We start from the raw sequence: 21,083 nt of genomic DNA on the forward strand, positions 1-21,083 counted from the left end.
TCGAGATGAGATTTCCTTATGAGGGTTGTTATAGATGATGACGTTGATAGGCTTCAAGTGTAAGTTCAGAGATGGATTAAGCTGAGAAGTACTAATCGCCCAAAAGCTTTTCTTCGGTTGGTGTCCCCTGATGGGGGCATCGACAAAGTTTTTACTGTTCACAGTCAATGATATTAAGACATTGATGGTGCCAATGACGTAGGTGTTCACCTCTTCCCATTCCGAACAGAGCAGTTAAGCCCTACAGTGCTGATGGTACTGGGTTAACCCCCGGGAGAGTAAGTCGGCGCCACATTCCTAAAATATAGAAGGTTAGTTAACACGAGATGTTGGCTAACCTTTTTTTGTGTTTATACCATTAATGCTTTCACTATTCTAATTTATTTCAACTTATCATATCTGACTATTGTAATAGAAATATGCTATACTAATCGATACTAGCTACTATTATTCAACCACTATGAGAAGCTTTAAATTACTTGTTTTTTTTCTATGCATGCAGTTATCGTATGCTCAAGATGATATTGAATGTACTCATGTATCCCAAGCTGATTTTGAAGAAGCTTTGAGGAGTTTAACAGAGTTGACTGAAGATGAGTTCAGACATGAAATCAAATTGTATACCGAGAAATATTGTCTTGACAATGAACATATTCATATGATCACAAAATTGTTCAAAGCGGATGATGAAAGGATGGAATACTTGTTATTCGCATTTCATTATGTAGAAGATTGGTCACAAGCAAATACTTTTGATTATCATTTTGAAGATGAATTGAATAAGGAAAGTTTTCTTAATTATGTGCATAGTTTCCATAGTGAAATGGCTGATATGCACGAAAGTGTCCAAATGATAAATAGTGCTCCAATAGATGAAGACTGGGAAAGAGAAAATCTAAATGAAGCTGCGAAGGTAGTTTATGTAAAAGATTATAGAGGTAAAATAGGAGCGAACATACCTATGGCAACAGCAGATTATCAAATTCTGCGAACGAAGCTACAGAAACAAGGATATGATCATGAAAAAATTGTTCTATACAAAAAGATGATTCAAGGGAAAGGTTTATCTGTTGATCAATTAAACGGTATTCTCAGCTTATTCTCTTTTGAGAATGATAAAATGAAAATTTTTAATTCATCATTATCATCCATTTATGATTTAGATAATCTAGTCAATACAAAACAGCATTTCGTTAACTTCTTCAATAAAACTGAAATTGATAAAGTTACCAACAATAAGTTAAATGATTATGCTGTGGAAGTAATTTCGAAAGAGATGGATGTTGTTTATCAACAAGATTAATGTGCACTTGTTGATAAGTTGACGATAACTACGCCAGATATTATTAATAATAAACCAATAATTGTGGATAAGTTGATGGTGTCATGATAATAAAAATATCCAATAGCATTTATCAACACAATCCCTAAACCTGACCAAACAGCATAAGCCACGCCAATAGGGATGTGTTTAACCGTTAAGGATAAAAGGTAAAAAGATACTCCATATAAAAGAATGGAAACTAATGAGGGATACAACTTTGTGTATCCCTCACTACTTTTTAAAGCAGAAGTAGCAAATACTTCTGCGATTATGGCAAGTAATAAATAGATATAATGCATTACTTCCCTTCTTTATTTTTATTCGCTAATTGTCCGCAAGCGGCATCAATATCTTTACCTCGACTTCTTCTTACATGCACGTTTACTCCCTTTTTACTTAAGTAATCGGCAAATCTTTGGATCTTATCTACTTTGGCATTTAAGAAGTCGGCTTCTGCAATAGGGTTATATTCAATGATATTTACCTTAGAAGGTAGGTGCTTTGTAAATTGGTATAATTCCTCAGCATCTTGTAAACTATCGTTGAAGTTGTTAAATACGATATATTCGTAAGTAACAGGATTTTTTGTTTTACTGAAGTAGTATTTTAGAGCATCTCTAAGAACATCTAAGTTATTTTGTTCATTGATAGGCATAATCTTGTTACGCTTCTCATCGTTGGCAGCATGTAGTGATAACGCTAAATTGAATTTAACTTCATCATCACCTAATTTTCTGATCATTTTAGCTACGCCAGCAGTGGAAACTGTAATTCTTTTTGATGCCATGTTAAGTCCATTGGGAGAAGTAATCTTCTCTACAGACTCTATCATATTTTTATAGTTCAACAATGGCTCTCCCATTCCCATATAAACTATATTGGTAAGTCCAGTATTGAACGTATCTAAAGCTTGTTGATTGATAGCTACAACTTGATCATAAATCTCCCCTGCATCAAGATTACGCTTTCTATCCATATAACCTGTAGCACAGAAAGAACAAGTTAATGAACAACCTACTTGAGATGATATACAAGCTGTCATTCTTGGTTCAGCAGGAATTAAAACACCTTCAACTAAATGTTTATCGTGCAATTGAAAAGCGGATTTAATAGTACCATCCGAACTTTTCTGAGATTTAAAAGTAGTTACAGGAAGAATTTCAAAATTTTCAGAAAGTAGCTCTCTTGTCTTCTTTGATAAATTGGTCATCTCATCGAATGACTTCGCAGAACTTTTCCATAACCAATCCTGGATTTGTTTTGCTCTGAAGCCTTTTTCCCCATTTTCAGTAAGAAAATCTTTTACTTGATCTTGTGATAATTTTCGAATATCTTTTTTACCTGACTTAATCATGGCTAATTTTTTTAGAAATGAGATGAATTTAAAGGTGTGTAGATGTAAAAACCCGAACCTCTCTGCGAAGTTCGGGTTTTTAGTTTAGAAAGAAAAAACTATTAAGTTTTAATGGAATTATTCCATTGCACTTAGTTTTTTGTCAACTTTCTCCATGTTCTCTTTGTCACCAGTTTGGTAGTAGATTTTAAGAAGAAGTTGTAAATATTTTGGCTCATCGTTACCAGCTTCTGCAGCTTTTACAGCGAAAGGAACGGCTTTTTCAGCAGACTCTTTCTTAGCAGCTTCTAATTCTTTAGCTTTTGCTGCATCTACATACTGACCAGTACCTTTTGTAGGTAATTCTTGCAATTGAGCGTTGTAAGCGACACTTTGGTTGTAGTACAATCTTGCTAAAGAATATAAAGCAGTAGTATTTTCGCTATCTAATTCTAAAACTTTTTTGTATTGATCGATAGCAAGTGTAGTATACTTGTCTTTGTGCTCAACTTCTTCAGACATATCAGTAGCTTGATCATAAAGCTGTGCTAACAACAATGAAGCGGCAGCATCTTGAGGATCTTTAGCGATGTTAGCTTTAGCAGATGCAATTGCTTCATCCATTTTGTCAAGTTTCAAGTAGTAAATGATCATACTTCTTGATAAGTCAGCATCATCAGCATTGTATTTTAAACCTTCAACACAGATATCTAAAGACTCTTGGTAGAATTTCTTTGCTTCTGTTTCTAAAGCAGCAATCTTAGTTTTTGCAGCATCCAATTTAGCTTGAGCAGCATCTACTTCAGCTTGTGCTTCTTCCATTTCAGCTTTTGCTTGTTTTGCTCTTGTAGAAGAGTTAGAAGTTCTTCTTCCTCCACCAGTAGCATAGTACTCATATCTTTCTTTCGAAGATTCAACAGTTTTAGAAGATCTTTCAATAGTATTTTCAGACTCTCTTACTTCGTAACCTAACTCGTCGATTGAGCTTTCGATATCAGTAACACCTTGTGAAGCGTAGAATAACAATTGCTTGTAATATACAGCGTCGTTTTTACCTAAAGAGAATAAAACTTTAGCATACTTTACTACTTCATCCTGTAAAGCTTTGATTTCAGCATCATCATCAACATCGTTTAGTAAGTTGATAGTAGCATATAAAGCATTTTGTGCAGCAGTTGTATCTTTTTTCACTCTTAAAGCCAAGTCAAATTCTTGTTTAGCTAAAGTGAAATCTTCTTCTTGCCAAGCTTTAGCACCTTCGTTGATGAAGTGGTTGTAGAAGTTTGTCAATTTAGAAGTTTTAGGTTGCATTGTCATTGGATCGATTTGATCCGGTTGATCTAACCAAACTGCTTTGTAAACTGGAGATTCTTTACCAATTACTTCTTTATTACTTTTGATTTCATTGTAAGCTGATAAAACTGAGTCGATTGCAACTGTTACTTCGTCAGTTGAAGCACCTTCAGCTTGTGCAACTTGTGTATAGATATCACCTTTTACGTCTAGAGTTTTATCTTTAGCGATTACTGGTGATTTACCTTTGCTTGATAATTTGAATTTTTCATAAGCCACAGCTTTGTTAATCTCAGCTTGAGCTTCTGTCATTTCACCTTTAGTTAGGTAGGCAGCAGCTTTAGTAGCTGAACCCTTCTCCTGTGCTAATGCAGTACTAGAAACAGCAGCAGTCAAAGCGGCAGCTGCTAGAATTTTCGTGAATTTCATAGAAATATTATATGTTATATAGCTTAGAATACAATAATTTATTCCTCAACACGCAAACATAATATTTTCAAATTACATTTTTGATGATGTTAAGCATAAATTTTCTATCCCTACTTTACTTCTAACGATTCTTCTAGCTCTTTTAGTTCTTTAGAACGGTTTAATAAAAGTGAAGCATTGTAATAGGTTGTTAAGGCATCTTTGTTTTCCTTGTCGAGTAAATAGGCCTTTTTGGCATTTAGGTAGGTGAGGTTTAAATAGAATTTCGCCTTTTTTCTTAATTCGGATTTATGGATATTTTTGTACTTTTCTTTTTGTTTGTTTGTACTCCAATTCATGATCACTTTTTGTATTTTCACTGCCTCCATAAATTGTAACTGACTGATATTCAGGTACGCATCTAATCTTGTTGGGCTAACATTTATTGCTCTAGTATAATAAAGCATGGCGAGATCAGGTTTTTCAAGAGATTCGTAAAGCATCCCAATATTCATTAAAGCTTTTTCATCTGAAGGAAATTTTTTTACCAAAGGAAGAATCAAAGAAAGGCCTTTATTATACCAATGTTCTCTAACACAAATTCCTAAACCTCTGTAAACTAAAGAATAGTGAAGGGGATATTTTTCTAAACCTTTGTCAACCTCTTGAATCGCTTTTTTAGGATTTTTTAAATTTTCATAATAAAAAGCTCGACTTTCATAGACTTCAACACTATCATAATTTACCTCTAAAAGCATATCAGAATATTCTAATGCTTTTTCAAAATCTTGATTTAGTTCAGAGGCAATCATACTATACCTTAATATAATCGGATCAGTATGATTAATGTAAATAGCTTGACGAAAGAAAAAAGAGGCACTTTGTGTGTTGTTTTTGATGAATTCAGCTGCCCCCTCAGTAATTAGATTGTCGTAAAAACGATTTAATTCTGCTTGAGCATAAATATGAAATAGTTCGTCTTTTTGAGTGTAATTAAGAATCTTCTCAAACCATATAACGGTTTTTTCAGCATAATCAGAACAGATATCAAAATTTGAGGAATCTCTACAGTTTTCTTCAAGTGCTAGAAGAGAATATGCTTTTCCTCTTAAGGAAAAAGTTTCCATTTCGCCTTCTTTTGATAAGGGAACATTTTCTAAAGAATCTAAATAATTTAAAGCATCATGACATCTATTCTCATTAATGGATATTCTGGTGAGTTTTAATAGACGCTCTTGAGTGCTACTACTTGATTGCCCTATGAGATGAAGAGGAAATAAAAGTACAAAAGAGTATATGATGATATAAGTAGATCTGATGTTCATATTGATCATGGAAGATTACACTCAGAAAATATCTAATTTTCGAGTTCAGGTTACTAATATAAATAATCTGATACAAAAAAAGGCAACCGCTTGATGCAGTTGCCTTAAATATTATTTCAGTGAAAATTTATTCTTCCGAAGATTCCTCTTCATTCGAATCGTTTTCATTTGTTGGAGTATCTGAAGTATTTCCTTCCTCCGTACTGTTTTCTGGAGTTGTATTTTCTTCAGTCTCTTCTTCTTCTAAAATAGGCACTATTTCTACTGATGAAATTTCGTCACTATCGTTCAAACGGATCGCTTTTACACCTTGTGTAGCTCTACCCATGATACGGAAGTTAGAAACGGCAGTACGGATAGTAATACCTTCTTTAGTGATAACGATCAAATCATCAGACTCTTCTACAGAGAATAATGAAGCAAGCTTACCAGTTTTATCAGTTACTTGCATGGCTTTTAGACCTTTACCACCTCTATTTGTTCTACAAGGATATTCTTCTAAATCGGTACGTTTACCGTAACCATTTTCAGAGATCACCATTAGAGATTTAGTTTGTGCTTCAATTTCTTCTTTAGAAATACAAGCCATACCAACCACTCTATCTTCTTCTCCTTTAAGAATAATACCTCTTACACCAGTAGCACCTCTACCCATAGAACGGACATTGCTTTCGTCGAAACGAGTAGCCATACCCATACGTGTAGCGATAACAACATCATTCTGACCGTCAGTCAACATTACGTTGAATAACTTGTCACCTTCATTAATGTTAATAGCATTGATACCGTCACGACGAGGTCTAGAGTATGCCTCAAGAACTGTCTTTTTCACGATACCTTTTTCTGTCAACATCATTAGGTAATGATTATTGATGTAATCTTGGTCGTTCAGGTTCTTCGTACAAATTACAGCTTGTACTTTTTCACCTTCACGGATGTTCAATAGGTTTTGAAGTGGTCTACCTTTAGCTGTCTTAGAACCTTCAGGTAAACGGAACACTTTCTGCCAGTATACTCTACCTAAGTTAGTGAATAACAATAGGTAATTGTGGTTACTAGCTACGAACATATGTTCTGTAAAGTCGTCATCTTTCGACGATGCACCTCTTGAACCTACGCCACCACGACCTTGTGATTTATAATCAATAAGTGGAGTACGCTTGATATAACCTTCGTGAGAAATAGTAATCACCATTTCTTTGTCTTCGATTAAATCTTCGATATCAAGATCATCTGCATTGTATTCAATACGAGATCTTCTTTCATCACCGTACTTCTCTTTTACTTCGATCAAGTCCGTCTTAATGATATCCATCTGACGCTCACGTCTAGCCAAGATATCTCTTAAGTCTTCAACTAAAGCAACAACTTCTTTATGCTCTTCGATGATCTTTTCTCTTTCAAGACCAGTCAATCTTTGAAGACGCATATCCAAAATAGCTTTCGCTTGAATCTCACTAAACTCGAATTTAGAAATCAATTCAGCTCTTGCTACTTCACCATCTTTTGATGCTCTAATTAAGGCAATAACCTCATCTAAATTATCTAAAGCTTTTAAGTAACCTTCTAAAATATGAAGTCTTCTTTCTGCTTCGTCTAATTCGAATTGAGTTCTTCTGATAATTACCTCATGACGGTGCTCCACATAATGGTGGATTAAATCATAAAGATTTAACGTCTTCGGTCTACCTTTAACTAGTGCAATGTTGTTTACACTGAAAGAACTTTGAAGTGCTGTTTGCTTGAACAAGTGGTTCAATACAACGTCTGGCACTGCATCTTTTTTCAGTTCGTATACGATACGAATACCGTTTTTATCGGATTCGTCTCGGATTGCAGAAATACCTTCGATTTTCTTATCGTTTACAAGGTCGGCAGTCTTTTCGATCATGTTTGCCTTGTTGACCATGTAAGGAATTTCTGTAACAACGATTTGCTCACGTCCATTTCCAATAGTTTCGAACGCAGTAACAGCACGCATTACTACTCTACCTCTACCAGTTTCTAACGCTTTTTTAACTCCATCATATCCATAAATGATTGCTCCTGTAGGGAAATCCGGGCCTTTGACAATGTCAGTCAGCTCGCTCATTTCGATATCTGGATTCTCAATATATGCGATAATGGCATCACACACTTCATTCATGTTGTGAGGAGCCATGTTTGTAGCCATACCTACGGCGATACCCGATGAACCGTTCAAAAGAAGGTTTGGAATTCTAGAAGGTAACACTGATGGTTCCTTCAATGAATCGTCAAAGTTAGGTTCAAAGTCTACCGTGTTCTTTTTGATGTCAGAAAGCATTTCACCTGCGATCTCTTTCATACGAGCCTCCGTATAACGCATCGCTGCCGGAGAGTCACCATCAATTGAACCAAAGTTACCTTGTCCGTCTACAAGCATGTAACGCAATGACCAAGGTTGAGCCATACGAACCATCGTGTCGTATACTGATGAGTCACCATGTGGATGGTACTTACCAAGAACTTCACCAACGATTCTGGCTGATTTTTTATACGGTCTGTTATAGCTTAGTCCAAGTTCTGCCATACCGTACAACACACGCCTGTGTACAGGCTTAAGACCGTCTCTAACATCAGGAAGTGCACGAGATACAATCACCGACATTGAATAATCAATGTAGGCACTTCTCATTTCATCCTCTATGTTAATAGAGATGATATTTTCGTCTGCCATGTATATTTATTGATATGTTTTCAACACAAGAAAAAAGAAGAAAAAAATTCTTCTTTTAAGAGTATGCAAGATACAAAAATCGCCCTTAAAAAAAAGGAAAATCGGGCCTTAATTTCTATCGTTTGAAGCGAATTCCTCCACTTTTTCCTAATGTGGACCTAATACTCATCTGACGCTTCTTTTTTCCTGCTTTTATGTAGATTGCCATCGTGTTTGGTGGCTCTTTTCCTAAGTTGTGTGCGTAAAGAATTAGAATGTTTTCTTTACCGGGTTCATAACGAATTTTCAGCTTTTTCTTTTTGGCTGTGAGTTCGTATTCTTCCAAGATGGTTTCTCCATTCCAAAATAGAGATACGATATCGCCATCTACTGTTTTATCGTCCCATACGGCTAAATTAATTTCGTAAGAAGTAATGTAAATAGATGATTGTACTGTGGTAGGACGGTTCTCATAGACCATCTTTTTCTTTTCCTGAACAGGTTCTTCTTTGATTTTTTCTTCAACAGGAGCCACAGCTACTACTTCAGGAACTTCTTCAATTACTTCCTCTTCAGGTTCTTTTTCTTCCTCAGGCTTATCAGTTGGAATATGAATTAGAGAAACATCGTCTACATATACATAACACTGAGGGTCTACATCATAGTTGATGTATTTGATATCCGTTTTTACATCATCCAAGAAATTACCAATAGTCATGTATTTGTAATTATCTTCGGCTGTAAAAGTGAAAGTAATTTTTTTCCACTCTGTTGTATAAAAAATATCCTCTATTTGATACTGTGGAGTAACATTTAGAGGCTCGTAAACATATTGCCTGATTTTATTTTCTGAGAAATAAACACCAAAGCCATTGGTGGCAATAGCACCAAAAGCTACTTGATTACCATTTTTGATATAACAAGTAAACTGATACTTTTCTCCTTTTTGTAGAGGTGTACTTGTGCGAACAGAAGCGTACTCTCTATAATCAGAAACTCTCTGCATGTAAGAAATTAAACCTAAAACAGATGTACCTGTTCTAGGTTTAAAACTATCTTTTATTCCTTTGAGGGGCTGTTTTTCATTAATAAATAAGTGGTCAGGAGTTCCGTATAAAGATTTAGGTTTAGACGAATTGGCATTAAACCAATCTTCTAAATTATCTAAATAGGCATGTCCTCTCGTCTCTTCATGGAAACTTTCAAAACTAGGATTGGGGATTAAGTTTTGAGCATAAAGAGAAGATATGGTAAAGAAAAAACCACTAAGTAAAAATAAGTGTTTGAATAATTTAGCCCTCATATGTTCCTATCAATAAAATTCATTCAAAGATAGGAAAATAATATCAAGCCCTAACTACAGCATAGTCCTCTTGTTCATGTATATTAAGTTTTCTTGATATTTCACCGTTAGTGAGGGTGATTGTAAGGATATAGTTGCCGATTTGTAATTGGGAAAGGTCAAATACTTCTGAACGGTCAAAGGCAATTAAACACTTCTCGCCCTTAATGTTTGAGATACTAATTTCAGTAATATGATGAATTAATTCATTAAATGTACTGAGGTTGTGTTGAGGTGAAGGTGATTCAATACAAACCACATTTTTTTCATGATTACTCAACTCTATATTTGTTCCAAAAAGTGCTGAGGTAACAAGTAATGAGGCTAGTCGTTCGGATTTAATTTTCATTGTAAAGTAAATTTTGAGCTTTAAATACGGTAAAGAAATAAACGAGTAATTATTGTATGACTAATTAGTTGATTTAAAGATATTTATAAAGTTCCATTTTACCCTTTTTTTCCTAAAATAATGATGTAATCTATTAGAATGAGTAAATAATCTATCTTGATATGAAGTCTAAAAAATCGAATTTTTGTAGTATATCGTTAAAACATAGTATCATAGCTGATATACAACACAAAAAGGTGGTTTCAAAATCAATTGAAACCACCTTTTTAATATAACTGACGGACAGAAATTTTATTCTTCCGGCTTTTCCTCTTCCTTAGAGTTTTTCTTGATGCTAACATCAAGAACTTCTCCTTTACCAGAATAGTCAGCAATTATCGTATCTCCTTCTTCAATATCTCCGCTCAAAATAGCTTCCGCCATTGGGTCTTCGAGATATTTTTGGATCGCTCTGTTCAATGGTCTTGCACCATATTGAGGGTCGTATCCTTTTTCCGAAAGGAAATCTTTTGCTTTTTCTGTGATCTCAATGCCATATCCCATTGCATAAATTCTTTCGAAAAGTTTCGAAAGTGAAATATCAATGATTTTGTGGATATGTTCTTTTTCAAGTGCATTGAAAATGATGACATCGTCCAAACGGTTCAAGAATTCAGGAGCAAATGCCTTCTTCAATGCTTTTTGAATAGTGCCTTGCATCTCTGCATCTTGATTATCCAATTTAGTTTGAGTACTGAAACCAATTCCAGTTCCGAAATCTTTAAGATCACGAACACCAATATTTGATGTCATGATGATTACTGTATTTCTGAAATCGACTCTTCTACCTAAACCATCTGTAAGGATACCGTCATCGAGTACTTGTAATAAGATGTTGAATACATCTGGGTGTGCTTTTTCGATCTCATCTAATAGCACTACAGAATAAGGTTTACGACGGATTTTTTCCGTTAACTGTCCACCTTCTTCATAACCCACGTAGCCCGGAGGTGCTCCAACCAATCTAGATACAGAGAATTTCTCCATATACTCAGACATATCGATTCTTACTAAAGCATCTTCTTTGTCGAATAGGTGAGTAGCTAAAACTTTAGTTAACTCCGTTTTACCCACACCTGTTGGACCTAGGAAGATGAATGAACCGATCGGTTTTTTCGGATCTTTTAATCCAACTCTTGTACGACGAATTGCTTTGGCTAGCTTTTCAATTGCTGCATCCTGACCGATTACTTTACCTTGTAAGTCATCTGCCATCTTCATCAATTTCTTGCCTTCCGATTGTGCTACACGATTTACAGGAATACCTGTCATCATAGCCACTACTGCTGCTACGTCATCTTCAGTTACAGGGTAGATCGTCTCATTAGTTTCTTTTTCCCACTGTTCTTTAGCAGTATCTAAGTCTTCTAATAATTTCTTCTCTGTATCACGAAGTTTTGCAGCTTCTTCGTACTTCTGACGTTTTACAACTTTATTCTTTTCCTCTTTGATATCTTCGATTTGCTCTTCAAGCTTCACGATGTTATCAGGAACATGAATATTGTTGATGTGAACTCTAGCACCTACTTCATCTAGTACATCAATAGCTTTATCTGGAAGGAAACGGTCACTAATATATCTATCAGAGAATTTCACACAGGCAGCCAAGGCATCTTCTGAGTAATCCACATGGTGGTGTTGCTCGTATTTACCTTTGATGTTATTTAGGATTTCGATAGTTTCTTCTGGTGTAGTAGGATCTACCATTACCATTTGGAAACGACGTGCTAAGGCTCCGTCTTTTTCAATATATTGTCTATACTCATCTAAAGTAGTAGCACCAATACATTGTATATCACCTCTTGCTAATGCAGGCTTGAACATGTTCGAAGCATCTAGCGATCCCGAAGCACCACCAGCACCAACAATAGTATGAATCTCATCGATGAAAAGGATAACTTCTGGCGCTTTTTCTAGCTCGTTCATTACCGCTTTCATTCTTTCTTCGAATTGTCCACGGTATTTTGTACCTGCTACCAAAGACGCAAGGTCTAGAGTAACGACTCTTTTACCGAAAAGTACACGAGATACTTTTTTCTGAACAATACGTAAGGCTAAACCTTCTGCGATAGCTGTTTTACCAACACCAGGCTCACCAATTAATATAGGGTTGTTTTTCTTTCTTCTAGAAAGCACCTGCGCAACGCGCTCAATCTCTTTGTCACGACCAACAATTGGGTCTAATTTACCTTCTTCTGCGTAGCTTGTTAGATCACGTCCGAAGTTATCCAATACTGGAGTTTTAGACTTTTCAGAACTTTTAGATGATTCTGGGCGTGAGCTCCATGAACCACTGCCTTTTGCTTGTGGGTCGTCATCATCAGTACTTGATGATGCTTTTGGGTTTTGATTTTCTCCTTGGAATTCGATCATTTCTTTGACAACATCGTAGTTTACATCGTAACGCTGTAAAATTTGAGTGGCCAAGTTGTCTTCATCTCTTAGAATAGAAAGCAATAAATGCTCAGTGCCTATCAAAGACGATTTAAAGATTTTTGCCTCTAAGTATGTTATTTTAAGCGTTTTTTCTGATTGTCGGGTTAGTGGGATGTTTGCGAGATTTTTCACATTAAAATTCGCCGTACTTTTAGTCGACTGCTCAATAGCGTCTTTTAAGTCGTTTAAGTTAACGTTTAACTTCTTTAATAATGTGATCGCATATCCCTCACCCTCACGAATCATACCGAGCAGTAAATGTTCTGTACCGATATAATCATGTCCAAGGCGTAAAGCTTCCTCTCTACTAAGCGAGATCACTTCTTTAACTCTGTTAGAAAATTTTGCCTCCATGGTTAGGGAATTTAAATTATAATTATTCTAATATAGAATGTATAAGATACAGAATTTAGAATCATTATAGAAATAATGCATGAGTTAATTTCGTAAGATTAATGGATTAATCGTTAAAGTCGTAAATTCTGTTATATAAATTAAGGCATATATTTTCTATTAAACAATATTAACGCTCTAATAATTTACTGTTTTGTGATTTTAATATAATAATTGCATTAGGCCCTTCACAGAATAAAAGGTCTAAAATACTAAGGTTTTTTTCGAAATTTTCTCCAAATACCTGAATATAAGATTGTTCGTTAATTAGAGTGCCTGAGTCTGTCTTTGTGATCGTATTTCGAAGATCTATGATCCCTTCAGCAGGATTTTTTTCAAAAGTAGACGTTATTTCAAGAGTTGTTTTTATCCCTACGAGCTTACAGATCAATTTTAACATAGTAAAATTAAGCTCAAACAGTGTTTCATAGGGAGTAGTGAGGGCTTTTTCTATGTAATCACTATAGTACTCAAAATAGGGAGATCTACCGTAAGCAGTAAGAATACTTCTCCAGTGTTTTACCCCAAATTGAGTACTATTATCCAATTTCACTTTTCTAAGAGGACGCCCCTTATTTGCACCAACAACGGGTACAGTCAATCGATCTATTTTTTGAGCAGTTTTGATGTAACATCGGTTTCTAAAACTCTGTTTCTGAAAATTCTCAAACTTTTCGATGTACACTTTATCAGCTTTAGCTAAAACAGTAAAATACTCTAAATTAGGTAAGTAATGGAGATCGATAAGTACCTGCATTGGATGCTATATATTTTTAATTTGGATTAAAATCTGAATTTCAAGTAGTGAACATCATGTCCTTGTGCTGTGAATTGTTTTTCATAGCGAGTAACGATTCCATGGTGTTCGTCTAGTAAGTCCGATTCGTATAAGTTGAAAGTAACCGCTTCCAAGTTTACTTTTTCAGCGACAAGGGTTTCTACAGAATACTCAAATAATGGTTTACTATCAGTTTTGAAACGAACTAATCCACCTTCTTTTAATAAATTCTTGTAGATGTTTAAAAATCTCGGGTGAGTCATTCTTCTTTTAGCATCTCTATCTTTTGGTCGAGGATCTGGATGGATAATCCAAATTTCGTCCACTTCTCCAGCAGCAAAATATTGTTCAAGGTTTTGGATATGTATTCTTAAGAAAGCTGCATTTGTTAACCCTATTTCATCAACAACGTTACCACCTTTCCAGATACGATCCCCTTTAATATCTACACCAATAAAGTTTTTATCAGGATATACTTGTGCTAATCCTGTTGTATATTCACCACGTCCACATGCTAATTCAAGAACCACTGGGTTGTCGTTTTTGAATACTTCTTTTCTCCAGTTTCCTTTGATATTCTCGAATAAAGGTTTTCCTGGTTCTATAATATAATCACGCGTTTCGTTAACGGCGAACTTCTTTAATTTCTGGCGTCCCATTTTAAATATTAATTTCTTTTGTTAAATGATCGACGATTCCTACCGTTTAAAAATCGCCTTTAAACGGTCTAAGAAATTGAATTTGATCACTTTCGAATCGCGAATTTACAAAATTGATTACAAGCTTGTATTATAAAGTGGAGAAGGATAGGGTAGATATTGGGAAATATTCGGTTTTTTATCGTATTTTCATTCCATATTTGTGAAAGATTCAAGACCTTATGTGGAATTGTTTCTATCATTGTAAACTATATTACAAGCCGCATAATAAATTTTTATGGCCAAAGTGATTTCTTTCGCTACCCAAAAAGGGGGCGTTGGCAAAAGTACATTGCTCATGTTAACAGCATCGGCAATACACAACAGAACAAACAAAAAGGTATTGGTAATTGATTGTGATCCCCAAAAGTCTGTGAAGGATATTTATGCTACTGAAGGGGCCGATAAAGAACAATCCTATGACGTTATTGCCTTTAATTGGAAACAAGCAAGATCTGAAGAGAACTTTGATAAAACATTGGCTTTAGCAGAAAAGAAGTATGATGTTATTTTCTTAGATGTACCTGGTAGAATTGAGGGTAAAGAAATTTACTTCTCTGTTTTGGTTTCTGATATTGTAGTCGTTCCTGTTGTGGCTAGTGTTTTGGATATGAGGGCGACTATTCGTTTCTTAAAAACACTGCCAATGATTAAGGAAATGAAAGAAAAGCAAGGATATAAATTTGATGTTTACGGCATTGTCAATAAAAAAGATCAAACAGTAGAACATCAAAAACTGAAAGAGTTATCAGGTATTGGCGGAATGGAATTCTTTTATTCTCCAATATCCAATTTGGTAAGATATAAGAGAGGTATTTCTACTGTATATGATATTACTGATCCAGGATTAAAAGACGATGAATTCAATCAATATTTTGATGAGTTCTGTACAAAGTGTTTGTTCTAGGTCATCTCAAAAGGACTATTTGATGTTCATTTCTGTTTAGCATTAAAAAATTAAAACATATAAAAACCCCATTTCTAAAAGAGATGGGGTTTTCTTCTTAAACAACTTCTTGTTCCATTAATTATAGTGTAGTATTTTCTTTCTGTCCATCTACTACTTCATTAGGGTAAAGAGAAACAAACTGTAGTTATTTTTAGTGTAAACTTATTACATGAATTATTAGGAGTTAGTTTAGGCAAAAATCTGATATGAAAATGTATCTATTGAATAATCAATTTCGATTTTAATAGGTAAATAAATTATAGTGATCAATTACTATTTATGATATAATCAAAAGTTTGTACTACCACTTTCTGAAGTAGGCAACATAAAAAGGAGTTGATTTTTGCGGAAATGACTTCTATTATTAATCCTTCAATACCACAAGCGTAGTTTTCACAACTTATTTTTAATTGAACGGATTTCATTCTAAGTTCAAGCTGCCTCTTCAGAAAAGTAGTTTATGTACTCACTCTCTCATTTATTTTTTCGATGAAGATTACATATCTTATTATAGGTAACAATGTTTTAATTTTAAAGTGAATGTTTATTTAAACTGTAATCAAAAACATTTCGCGATTGTTTTCATTACAAATGCAACGTCGTTTCTTTTATGAAGTTTAATTTTTAACGACAATAAAAGTTAAGTAACATCTCCTTTATCGATTACCTATATTTTTGATGTATATTTTTATAAATCACTAATTATCAGTAATAAGTTAAAATAATTTAATTAGGTAACAATGTTTCTTTTGTCTCCGTTAATCAAAATGTTATTCAATAAAGTAACGATGTTTCTAATCAATTTTAATCCATCTCATATTATGAAAAAGTCATTGTTAACTGTAGTTTTTGTATTTGTTGCATCATTTCTTTTTGCTCAAGAGGAAAACACTAAAAACGAAAAGTTGGTAGCCAACTATCTAGAGAAAACAGGTTTGATTAATAAAATTGACCCTGAGTTATCTTTTGCAGAGGAGTATGCTTATAAAACTAGATATGTATTGGTGCAGTACTGTGGTGCTGTTGCCGTATTTGAATTATATGATCAGTCGATGAATGTAAATTTCATCCATAAGAACAATTGCTTGTCTGAAGATGAACAAGCAGAAATTTGGATGAAGGAAGTCAATAAAGATGAAGAGGCATTAGCATTTACGAGAAGTAAATTCTTATTGAAATAAATTAAGTAGCAGAGATAAATAAAAAGATAAAAGCGTCACTTTTTTAAGTGACGCTTTTTTTATTTCCATTCAGAATAGGGATGTTTCATTAACATAGAGTTGTAGTACTTAGGATCTCCGGTAACTTCTTCACCTAACCAATCGGGAGTAGCGAACGTTTCGTTTTTATCAGATAGTTCGACTTCTGCTACGATAAGCCCTTGGTTTTTTCCTGCAAATACATCTACTTCAAAAGTATGTTTACCTACTTCAACTTCATGTCTAACTTTATCAATTACTCCTCCTGAACAGAGTTTCATTAAATCCTCAGCCTCTTCTAAAGGAATTTCTTTTTCCCACTCGTAACGGGCTAGACCTTCCTTATCGGATTTTCCTTTAATAGTGATGAACCCTTTTTCTTTTTTGATTCGGATTCTTACAGTTTTTCCTTCATCACTGCAAATATATCCTTGCACTATTCGAGAGGATCTTTGTGCTAAGGAAGTGTCAAAAGAGGTGAGTAAAAATTTTCTTTCTATTTCTAAAGCCATAATTATTCTAATCCTGCTGCTTTAAAAGCATTAGTGATGTCGTCTTGTAGATCTTCATAATCTTCAATTCCAACAGATATTCTGATAAAGCCATCGTCTATTCCTAGCATTTTTCTAGTTTCGGCAGGGATAGAAGCATGCGTCATAATTGCTGGGTGTTCGATTAAACTTTCGACACCACCTAAACTTTCGGCTAAAGTAAATATTCTACAATTAGATAAGAACACCTTCGTTTGTTCCAAATCTGCTTTTAGCGTTACAGAGATCATACCTCCACCTTTTTTCATTTGCTTTTTAGCAAGTGCAAAATCGGGATGAGAAGGTAGATACGGGTAATATACTTTTTCTACAAACGGATGATGTTCCAGCCACTCCGCTAATTTCATGGCACTTTCGCAGTGTCTATCCATACGAATACCCAAAGTTTTTAAACCTCTGTTTACCAAGAAAGAGTCGAATGGTCCTTGCACCGCACCTACTGCATTTTGTAGGAATGTAAGTTGATCTTCTAACTCTTTGTTATCGCCAACAATCACAACTCCTCCAACAACATCGGAATGACCGTTGATGTATTTAGTGGCTGAATGAGTGACCAAATCAAACCCTAATTCCAATGGTCTTTGTAAATAAGGCGTAGCGAAAGTATTATCACATACCGTTATTATTTGATGTTCTTTGGCGATAGCAGCGACTTTTTCTAGATCAACTAAACGCAACATAGGGTTGGTTGGTGTTTCTGCCCATATCATTTTAGTATTTGATTTGATCTCTTTTCTTAGTGCTTCCTCATCGTTTAGATCGATAAATGAGAATTCTAAGTTGGCAGATCTTTCGCGAACTTTATCAAATAATCTGAAGGTACCACCATATAAATCGTTCATGGCGATGACATGACTTCCGCTGTCCAACATATCCAAAATTGTTGCAGCGGCAGCTAATCCACTTGCAAAAGCATATCCTTTTTTACCGTTTTCCAATGCAGCAACGGCATCTTCGTAGGCATATCTTGTAGGATTGTGTGAACGTGTATATTCGAAACCTTTATGCTCTCCTGGTGCTGTTTGTGCGTAAGTTGATGTAGCATAAATTGGAGGGATTACTGCTCCTGTAGTTGGGTCGGGTTCTTGACCTGCATGAATAGCGATGGTCGAGAAACCGTATTTTTTATTTTTTTCCATATTGGTGTCAAATTAATTATCTTGAATATGCAATCACCCTAATGACGGGTCTGAAATAGTATCTGTCTATAAACTTACTTTAAATTTAATGACATCTCTCAAAAATATGGAGTATTCAGCTTTTTTATTGCTACTCCAAAGTTTTTTATTGCTCAGCTCATGTAGTACATCGATGGACAAAAAGTGGAAGAAATTAGAAAAAGAATATGCTAAAGATGGTGTAGATATGAAAGTGAGACATGCTCAAATGGATAGTCTTACGATAAATTATCTCTCAGTTCCATCATCCAAACCATCAAAGCGGACTTTTGTTTTTATACATGGAGCCCCGGGGAGTGCTTCTGATTTTGGTAAGTTTTTGAAAGACGAAAAAATTAGATCGAAAGGAAATGTACTTTCTATCGATCGTTTAGGATACGGAAGTGCGTCTGGAACAGAATATTCATCGATAGCTCTACATGCTCAAAGTATACATCAAGTAATGGAAGATTGGCAGAACGCCACCGAAGAGGAGCAAGAATTTATATTGATAGGACATTCCTATGGAGGCCCAATTGCAGCTCATGCTTGTTTATCATCAAAAGAAAAAATAACTCAACTTATCATGTTGGCTCCTGCCATGAGTGCCGAATTAGAACCGATGAAATGGTATTCTCGCTGGGCACAAAGTAAAGTGATTTATGGTATGCTATCTTCATCATTAAAAGTAGCGACTGACGAAAAAGCACATCATGCAGCAGCATTGAAAAAGGTAGAACAAGACTGGAAGAAAATTATCACCCCAACTATTATGGTACATGGCAAAAAAGATAGTATTGTTCCATTCGGAAATATGGAATTTGTCAAAAAACATTGGACAGCTCCTTTGTCAACTGTTATATTAGAGAAAAAAGGACATATCTTTCCTTTCACAGACCCTGAAATTGTAATCAATTTAGTGGTAGATACTGCGGATAAATTAGATAAACCAAAATAGAGTTAAACCAATCTAACGTGCTGTAAAGACCTAGAAAATAAGTGGTTATTTGTAGGTGATGCATCAACTATATGTCAGAAACTAAAGAAAACCTGGATACACCAACCAATAAAAATGAGTCTGCCTCTTTGGTAGAAAATGTACCTCAGAAAAAATCTAAAAAGAAATACATATTATTATTTATACTGATATTTCTTTTTGGTGGATTTTTTATTTGGTCAAATTCTTTACAAACTACCTCACTTTGGTCAGCAGTCCCATCAGGTGCAGGAATAGTAGTCGGTTCAGAACATTTGATGGAATCTTGGAAGAATCTTAGAGAATCCACTTGGAATGATGTGATATCAAATTCTCTTTCGAAGAGCAAAAGGCAACTTTGGGAGAATGAATGGGGAACCAACTCTTTTGTGCAATTCTTATTATCAGATTATAAGGGAGTAGGTGCTGTATATCAAACAGAAAAAGAAGGAACAGCCTACCTTGGAGCCATAGATTTGGGATGGAAGTCAAAATTGACAGATCATCTTCGTTTTATTATCAGTAGAAAATTCACTTTAGCACAACTAGGAGATCGTGAGGGGAATATTACTGTACTTAGAAAAGGAAAGAATAATGTAGGGTATTATTTTACTTACAATAACTTATTGGTTTTTTCTACTCATCAAGAAATTATTAAAAAATCGTATGCTTCTATCACCTCGGGAGTAGATACCAGAATATTGTCTTCAAAAACTTTTTCTGAAGATTCGCTGTTTGAATTATGGATGAACCCTATTTCTGTCTACTCTTTATTTGAAGAATATTTTAAAGAACCGCAAGTGGCTTTAATGGGACTCGGCAGAGTATTAGGTGAGCAACATTGGTTATGGAAGTTGGAAAATGATGAACTGATTAGTGTGGTGAAACCAATCAATCATTCTACAAAATTAGAACCGATTTGGTGGTCTTGGTCTGGAGTAATAACTACTAAAGACTTAATGACTACCCTACCTGAAAATGTAAGTATTGGGGCACATTGGGGATTATCCAATCAGATACAAAAAAGGAGGTCTTTACTAGAGGCAGCAGGTATTCAGCCCTGGAAAAATTTAGAAAACCGTTTAAAAATTAAGATAGAAGATGTTTTTGATAGCTGGATAGGAAACGAAGCGGCTTGGGTGAAATTAATTTCTGGAGAACTTAAAGGGAAAAACTCAGAAGTGATGTTGATAAAAACAGATAATCCTGCATTAGCATCAGAACAATTAAGACAGTTAAATGCGCTTGTCGAAGTGCAAACCTTAGAACGTTTTTCAGAGTTAAAATATAGAGGTTTCGCAATCGGCTATATTGGGGTAGAGGAACTTTTACCAACAATTTTCGGTGAGGCATTTAATAGAATTGAGTTCCCTTATTATACTGTACTTGGCAATGCCGTAGCTTTTTCTAATCATCCACTTTCTTTAAAACGATTAATTGATGCTAAAGTAGACGGTCGAACCATAGATTATGATAATAAGAATATTCCAAAATCCGCATTTTATATTTGGGGTAATGGCTCTTTAATTTACGAGGATCTTCCGTTGTGGATCAAAAAGGAAGATCTTAAAACTTTTGAAGGAAGCAAGACACTTTTCGAGAGCGTTAAGGCATTAGAAGGTGTAATTACACCTAGAGGAAAATATACAGGAAGTTCTTACTTTAAGTTCACTTATCAAGAACCTCAAATGAATGCAATAGACAAGGAAAAGTATATCAAGGCATTAAATGCTTTGGATGAGGTGGATCATGAAGCTTATTTAGATGAAGAAGAATTACATCAAAAAGAAGCATTTAAAAGAGCAGCACCTCTTGAAACCGATAAAAACAATATGATTCAATTTAAATAAACACAT

At 34.8% G+C, this 21,083-nt stretch carries 17 protein-coding genes and 2 rRNA genes (1 of these 19 only partly in view); 7 read left to right on the top strand and 12 right to left on the bottom strand.

Translation table 11 applies throughout. From position 1 onward, the window contains the following. The 3 genes from MY04_RS17210 to MY04_RS17220 all read left to right on the top strand — a co-directional run. Positions 1 to 115: ribosomal RNA gene (locus tag MY04_RS17210) — 23S ribosomal RNA — on the top strand (it extends 2,767 nt beyond the left edge of the window). A gap of 68 nt (positions 116 to 183) precedes the next feature. Next, positions 184 to 295: ribosomal RNA gene (gene rrf / locus MY04_RS17215) — 5S ribosomal RNA — on the top strand. Positions 296 to 460: 165 nt separating this feature from the next. Then, positions 461 to 1,303, top strand: coding sequence for a DUF4476 domain-containing protein (locus tag MY04_RS17220; RefSeq protein WP_084005938.1), 843 nt, complete (start codon positions 461 to 463; stop codon positions 1,301 to 1,303). Here MY04_RS17220 and MY04_RS17225 read toward each other — a convergent pair. The 10 genes from MY04_RS17225 to trmB all read right to left on the bottom strand — a co-directional run bounded on the left by MY04_RS17225 (position 1,300) and on the right by trmB (position 14,356). Continuing rightward, positions 1,300 to 1,623 carry a DMT family transporter gene (locus MY04_RS17225; protein ID WP_066211696.1) on the bottom strand — a complete coding sequence of 108 codons (324 nt, stop codon included), beginning with the start codon at positions 1,621 to 1,623 and terminating at the stop codon, positions 1,300 to 1,302. The two genes, MY04_RS17220 and MY04_RS17225, sit on opposite strands and share 4 nt — an antisense overlap. Next, the gene (rlmN, locus tag MY04_RS17230) at positions 1,623 to 2,678 is read right to left on the bottom strand and encodes a 23S rRNA (adenine(2503)-C(2))-methyltransferase RlmN (protein WP_066211698.1); all 1,056 of its coding nucleotides are present in this window, start codon (positions 2,676 to 2,678) and stop codon (positions 1,623 to 1,625) included. The genes MY04_RS17225 and rlmN overlap by 1 nt, the downstream gene beginning before the upstream one ends. Before the next feature lie 117 nt (positions 2,679 to 2,795). Beyond that, a complete protein-coding gene (locus tag MY04_RS17235; protein ID WP_066211701.1) occupies positions 2,796 to 4,379 on the bottom strand; it encodes a hypothetical protein in 1,584 nt (527 codons plus the stop codon). Positions 4,380 to 4,489: 110 nt separating this feature from the next. After that, positions 4,490 to 5,683, bottom strand: coding sequence for a tetratricopeptide repeat protein (locus tag MY04_RS17240; RefSeq protein ID WP_158297746.1), 1,194 nt, complete (start codon positions 5,681 to 5,683; stop codon positions 4,490 to 4,492). Positions 5,684 to 5,810: 127 nt separating this feature from the next. Further along, positions 5,811 to 8,381, bottom strand: coding sequence for a DNA gyrase subunit A (gyrA, locus tag MY04_RS17245; protein ID WP_066211703.1), 2,571 nt, complete (start codon positions 8,379 to 8,381; stop codon positions 5,811 to 5,813). Between the two features lie 115 nt (positions 8,382 to 8,496). Then, positions 8,497 to 9,663 carry a hypothetical protein gene (locus tag MY04_RS17250; protein WP_066211705.1) on the bottom strand — a complete coding sequence of 389 codons (1,167 nt, stop codon included), beginning with the start codon at positions 9,661 to 9,663 and terminating at the stop codon, positions 8,497 to 8,499. Between the two features lie 43 nt (positions 9,664 to 9,706). Then, positions 9,707 to 10,051 (bottom strand): T9SS type A sorting domain-containing protein, encoded by a 345-nt coding sequence (locus MY04_RS17255; protein WP_066211707.1) that lies wholly within the window; start codon positions 10,049 to 10,051, stop codon positions 9,707 to 9,709. Between the two features lie 291 nt (positions 10,052 to 10,342). Further along, on the bottom strand, positions 10,343 to 12,880 hold the full coding sequence (locus tag MY04_RS17260; RefSeq protein WP_066211709.1) for an ATP-dependent Clp protease ATP-binding subunit: 2,538 nt from the start codon (positions 12,878 to 12,880) through the stop codon (positions 10,343 to 10,345). 169 nt (positions 12,881 to 13,049) lie between these two features. After that, positions 13,050 to 13,676, bottom strand: coding sequence for a WbqC family protein (locus tag MY04_RS17265; RefSeq protein ID WP_066211711.1), 627 nt, complete (start codon positions 13,674 to 13,676; stop codon positions 13,050 to 13,052). A 26-nt stretch (positions 13,677 to 13,702) separates the two neighbouring features. Beyond that, a complete protein-coding gene (trmB, locus tag MY04_RS17270) occupies positions 13,703 to 14,356 on the bottom strand; it encodes a tRNA (guanosine(46)-N7)-methyltransferase TrmB (RefSeq protein WP_066211713.1) in 654 nt (217 codons plus the stop codon). Between the two features lie 277 nt (positions 14,357 to 14,633). Between trmB and MY04_RS17275 the strand changes: the two genes are divergently transcribed. After that, positions 14,634 to 15,302 carry a ParA family protein gene (locus MY04_RS17275; RefSeq protein WP_066211717.1) on the top strand — a complete coding sequence of 223 codons (669 nt, stop codon included), beginning with the start codon at positions 14,634 to 14,636 and terminating at the stop codon, positions 15,300 to 15,302. 863 nt (positions 15,303 to 16,165) lie between these two features. Further along, positions 16,166 to 16,525 (top strand): hypothetical protein, encoded by a 360-nt coding sequence (locus MY04_RS17280; protein ID WP_158297747.1) that lies wholly within the window; start codon positions 16,166 to 16,168, stop codon positions 16,523 to 16,525. Between the two features lie 59 nt (positions 16,526 to 16,584). On the opposite strand, the gene MY04_RS17285 is transcribed toward MY04_RS17280, so the two are convergent. Together MY04_RS17285 and MY04_RS17290 are read right to left on the bottom strand one after the other, a co-directional pair. Then, the gene (locus tag MY04_RS17285; protein WP_066211721.1) at positions 16,585 to 17,055 is read right to left on the bottom strand and encodes a CYTH domain-containing protein; all 471 of its coding nucleotides are present in this window, start codon (positions 17,053 to 17,055) and stop codon (positions 16,585 to 16,587) included. A 2-nt stretch (positions 17,056 to 17,057) separates the two neighbouring features. Beyond that, positions 17,058 to 18,233 (bottom strand): trans-sulfuration enzyme family protein, encoded by a 1,176-nt coding sequence (locus MY04_RS17290; protein WP_066211723.1) that lies wholly within the window; start codon positions 18,231 to 18,233, stop codon positions 17,058 to 17,060. Between the two features lie 172 nt (positions 18,234 to 18,405). On the opposite strand from MY04_RS17290, the gene MY04_RS17295 reads away from it, so the two are divergent. Beyond that, entirely contained in the window at positions 18,406 to 19,209 is an 804-nt protein-coding gene (locus MY04_RS17295) for an alpha/beta fold hydrolase (protein ID WP_066211725.1), read from the top strand. 71 nt (positions 19,210 to 19,280) lie between these two features. Beyond that, complete coding sequence (locus tag MY04_RS17300; protein WP_066211728.1) at positions 19,281 to 21,077, top strand: hypothetical protein; 1,797 nt, start codon at positions 19,281 to 19,283, stop codon at positions 21,075 to 21,077. Positions 21,078 to 21,083 lie beyond the last annotated feature (6 nt).

It is taken from the genome of Flammeovirga sp. MY04 (assembly GCF_001682195.2).
Taxonomy (GTDB): domain Bacteria; phylum Bacteroidota; class Bacteroidia; order Cytophagales; family Flammeovirgaceae; genus Flammeovirga; species Flammeovirga yaeyamensis.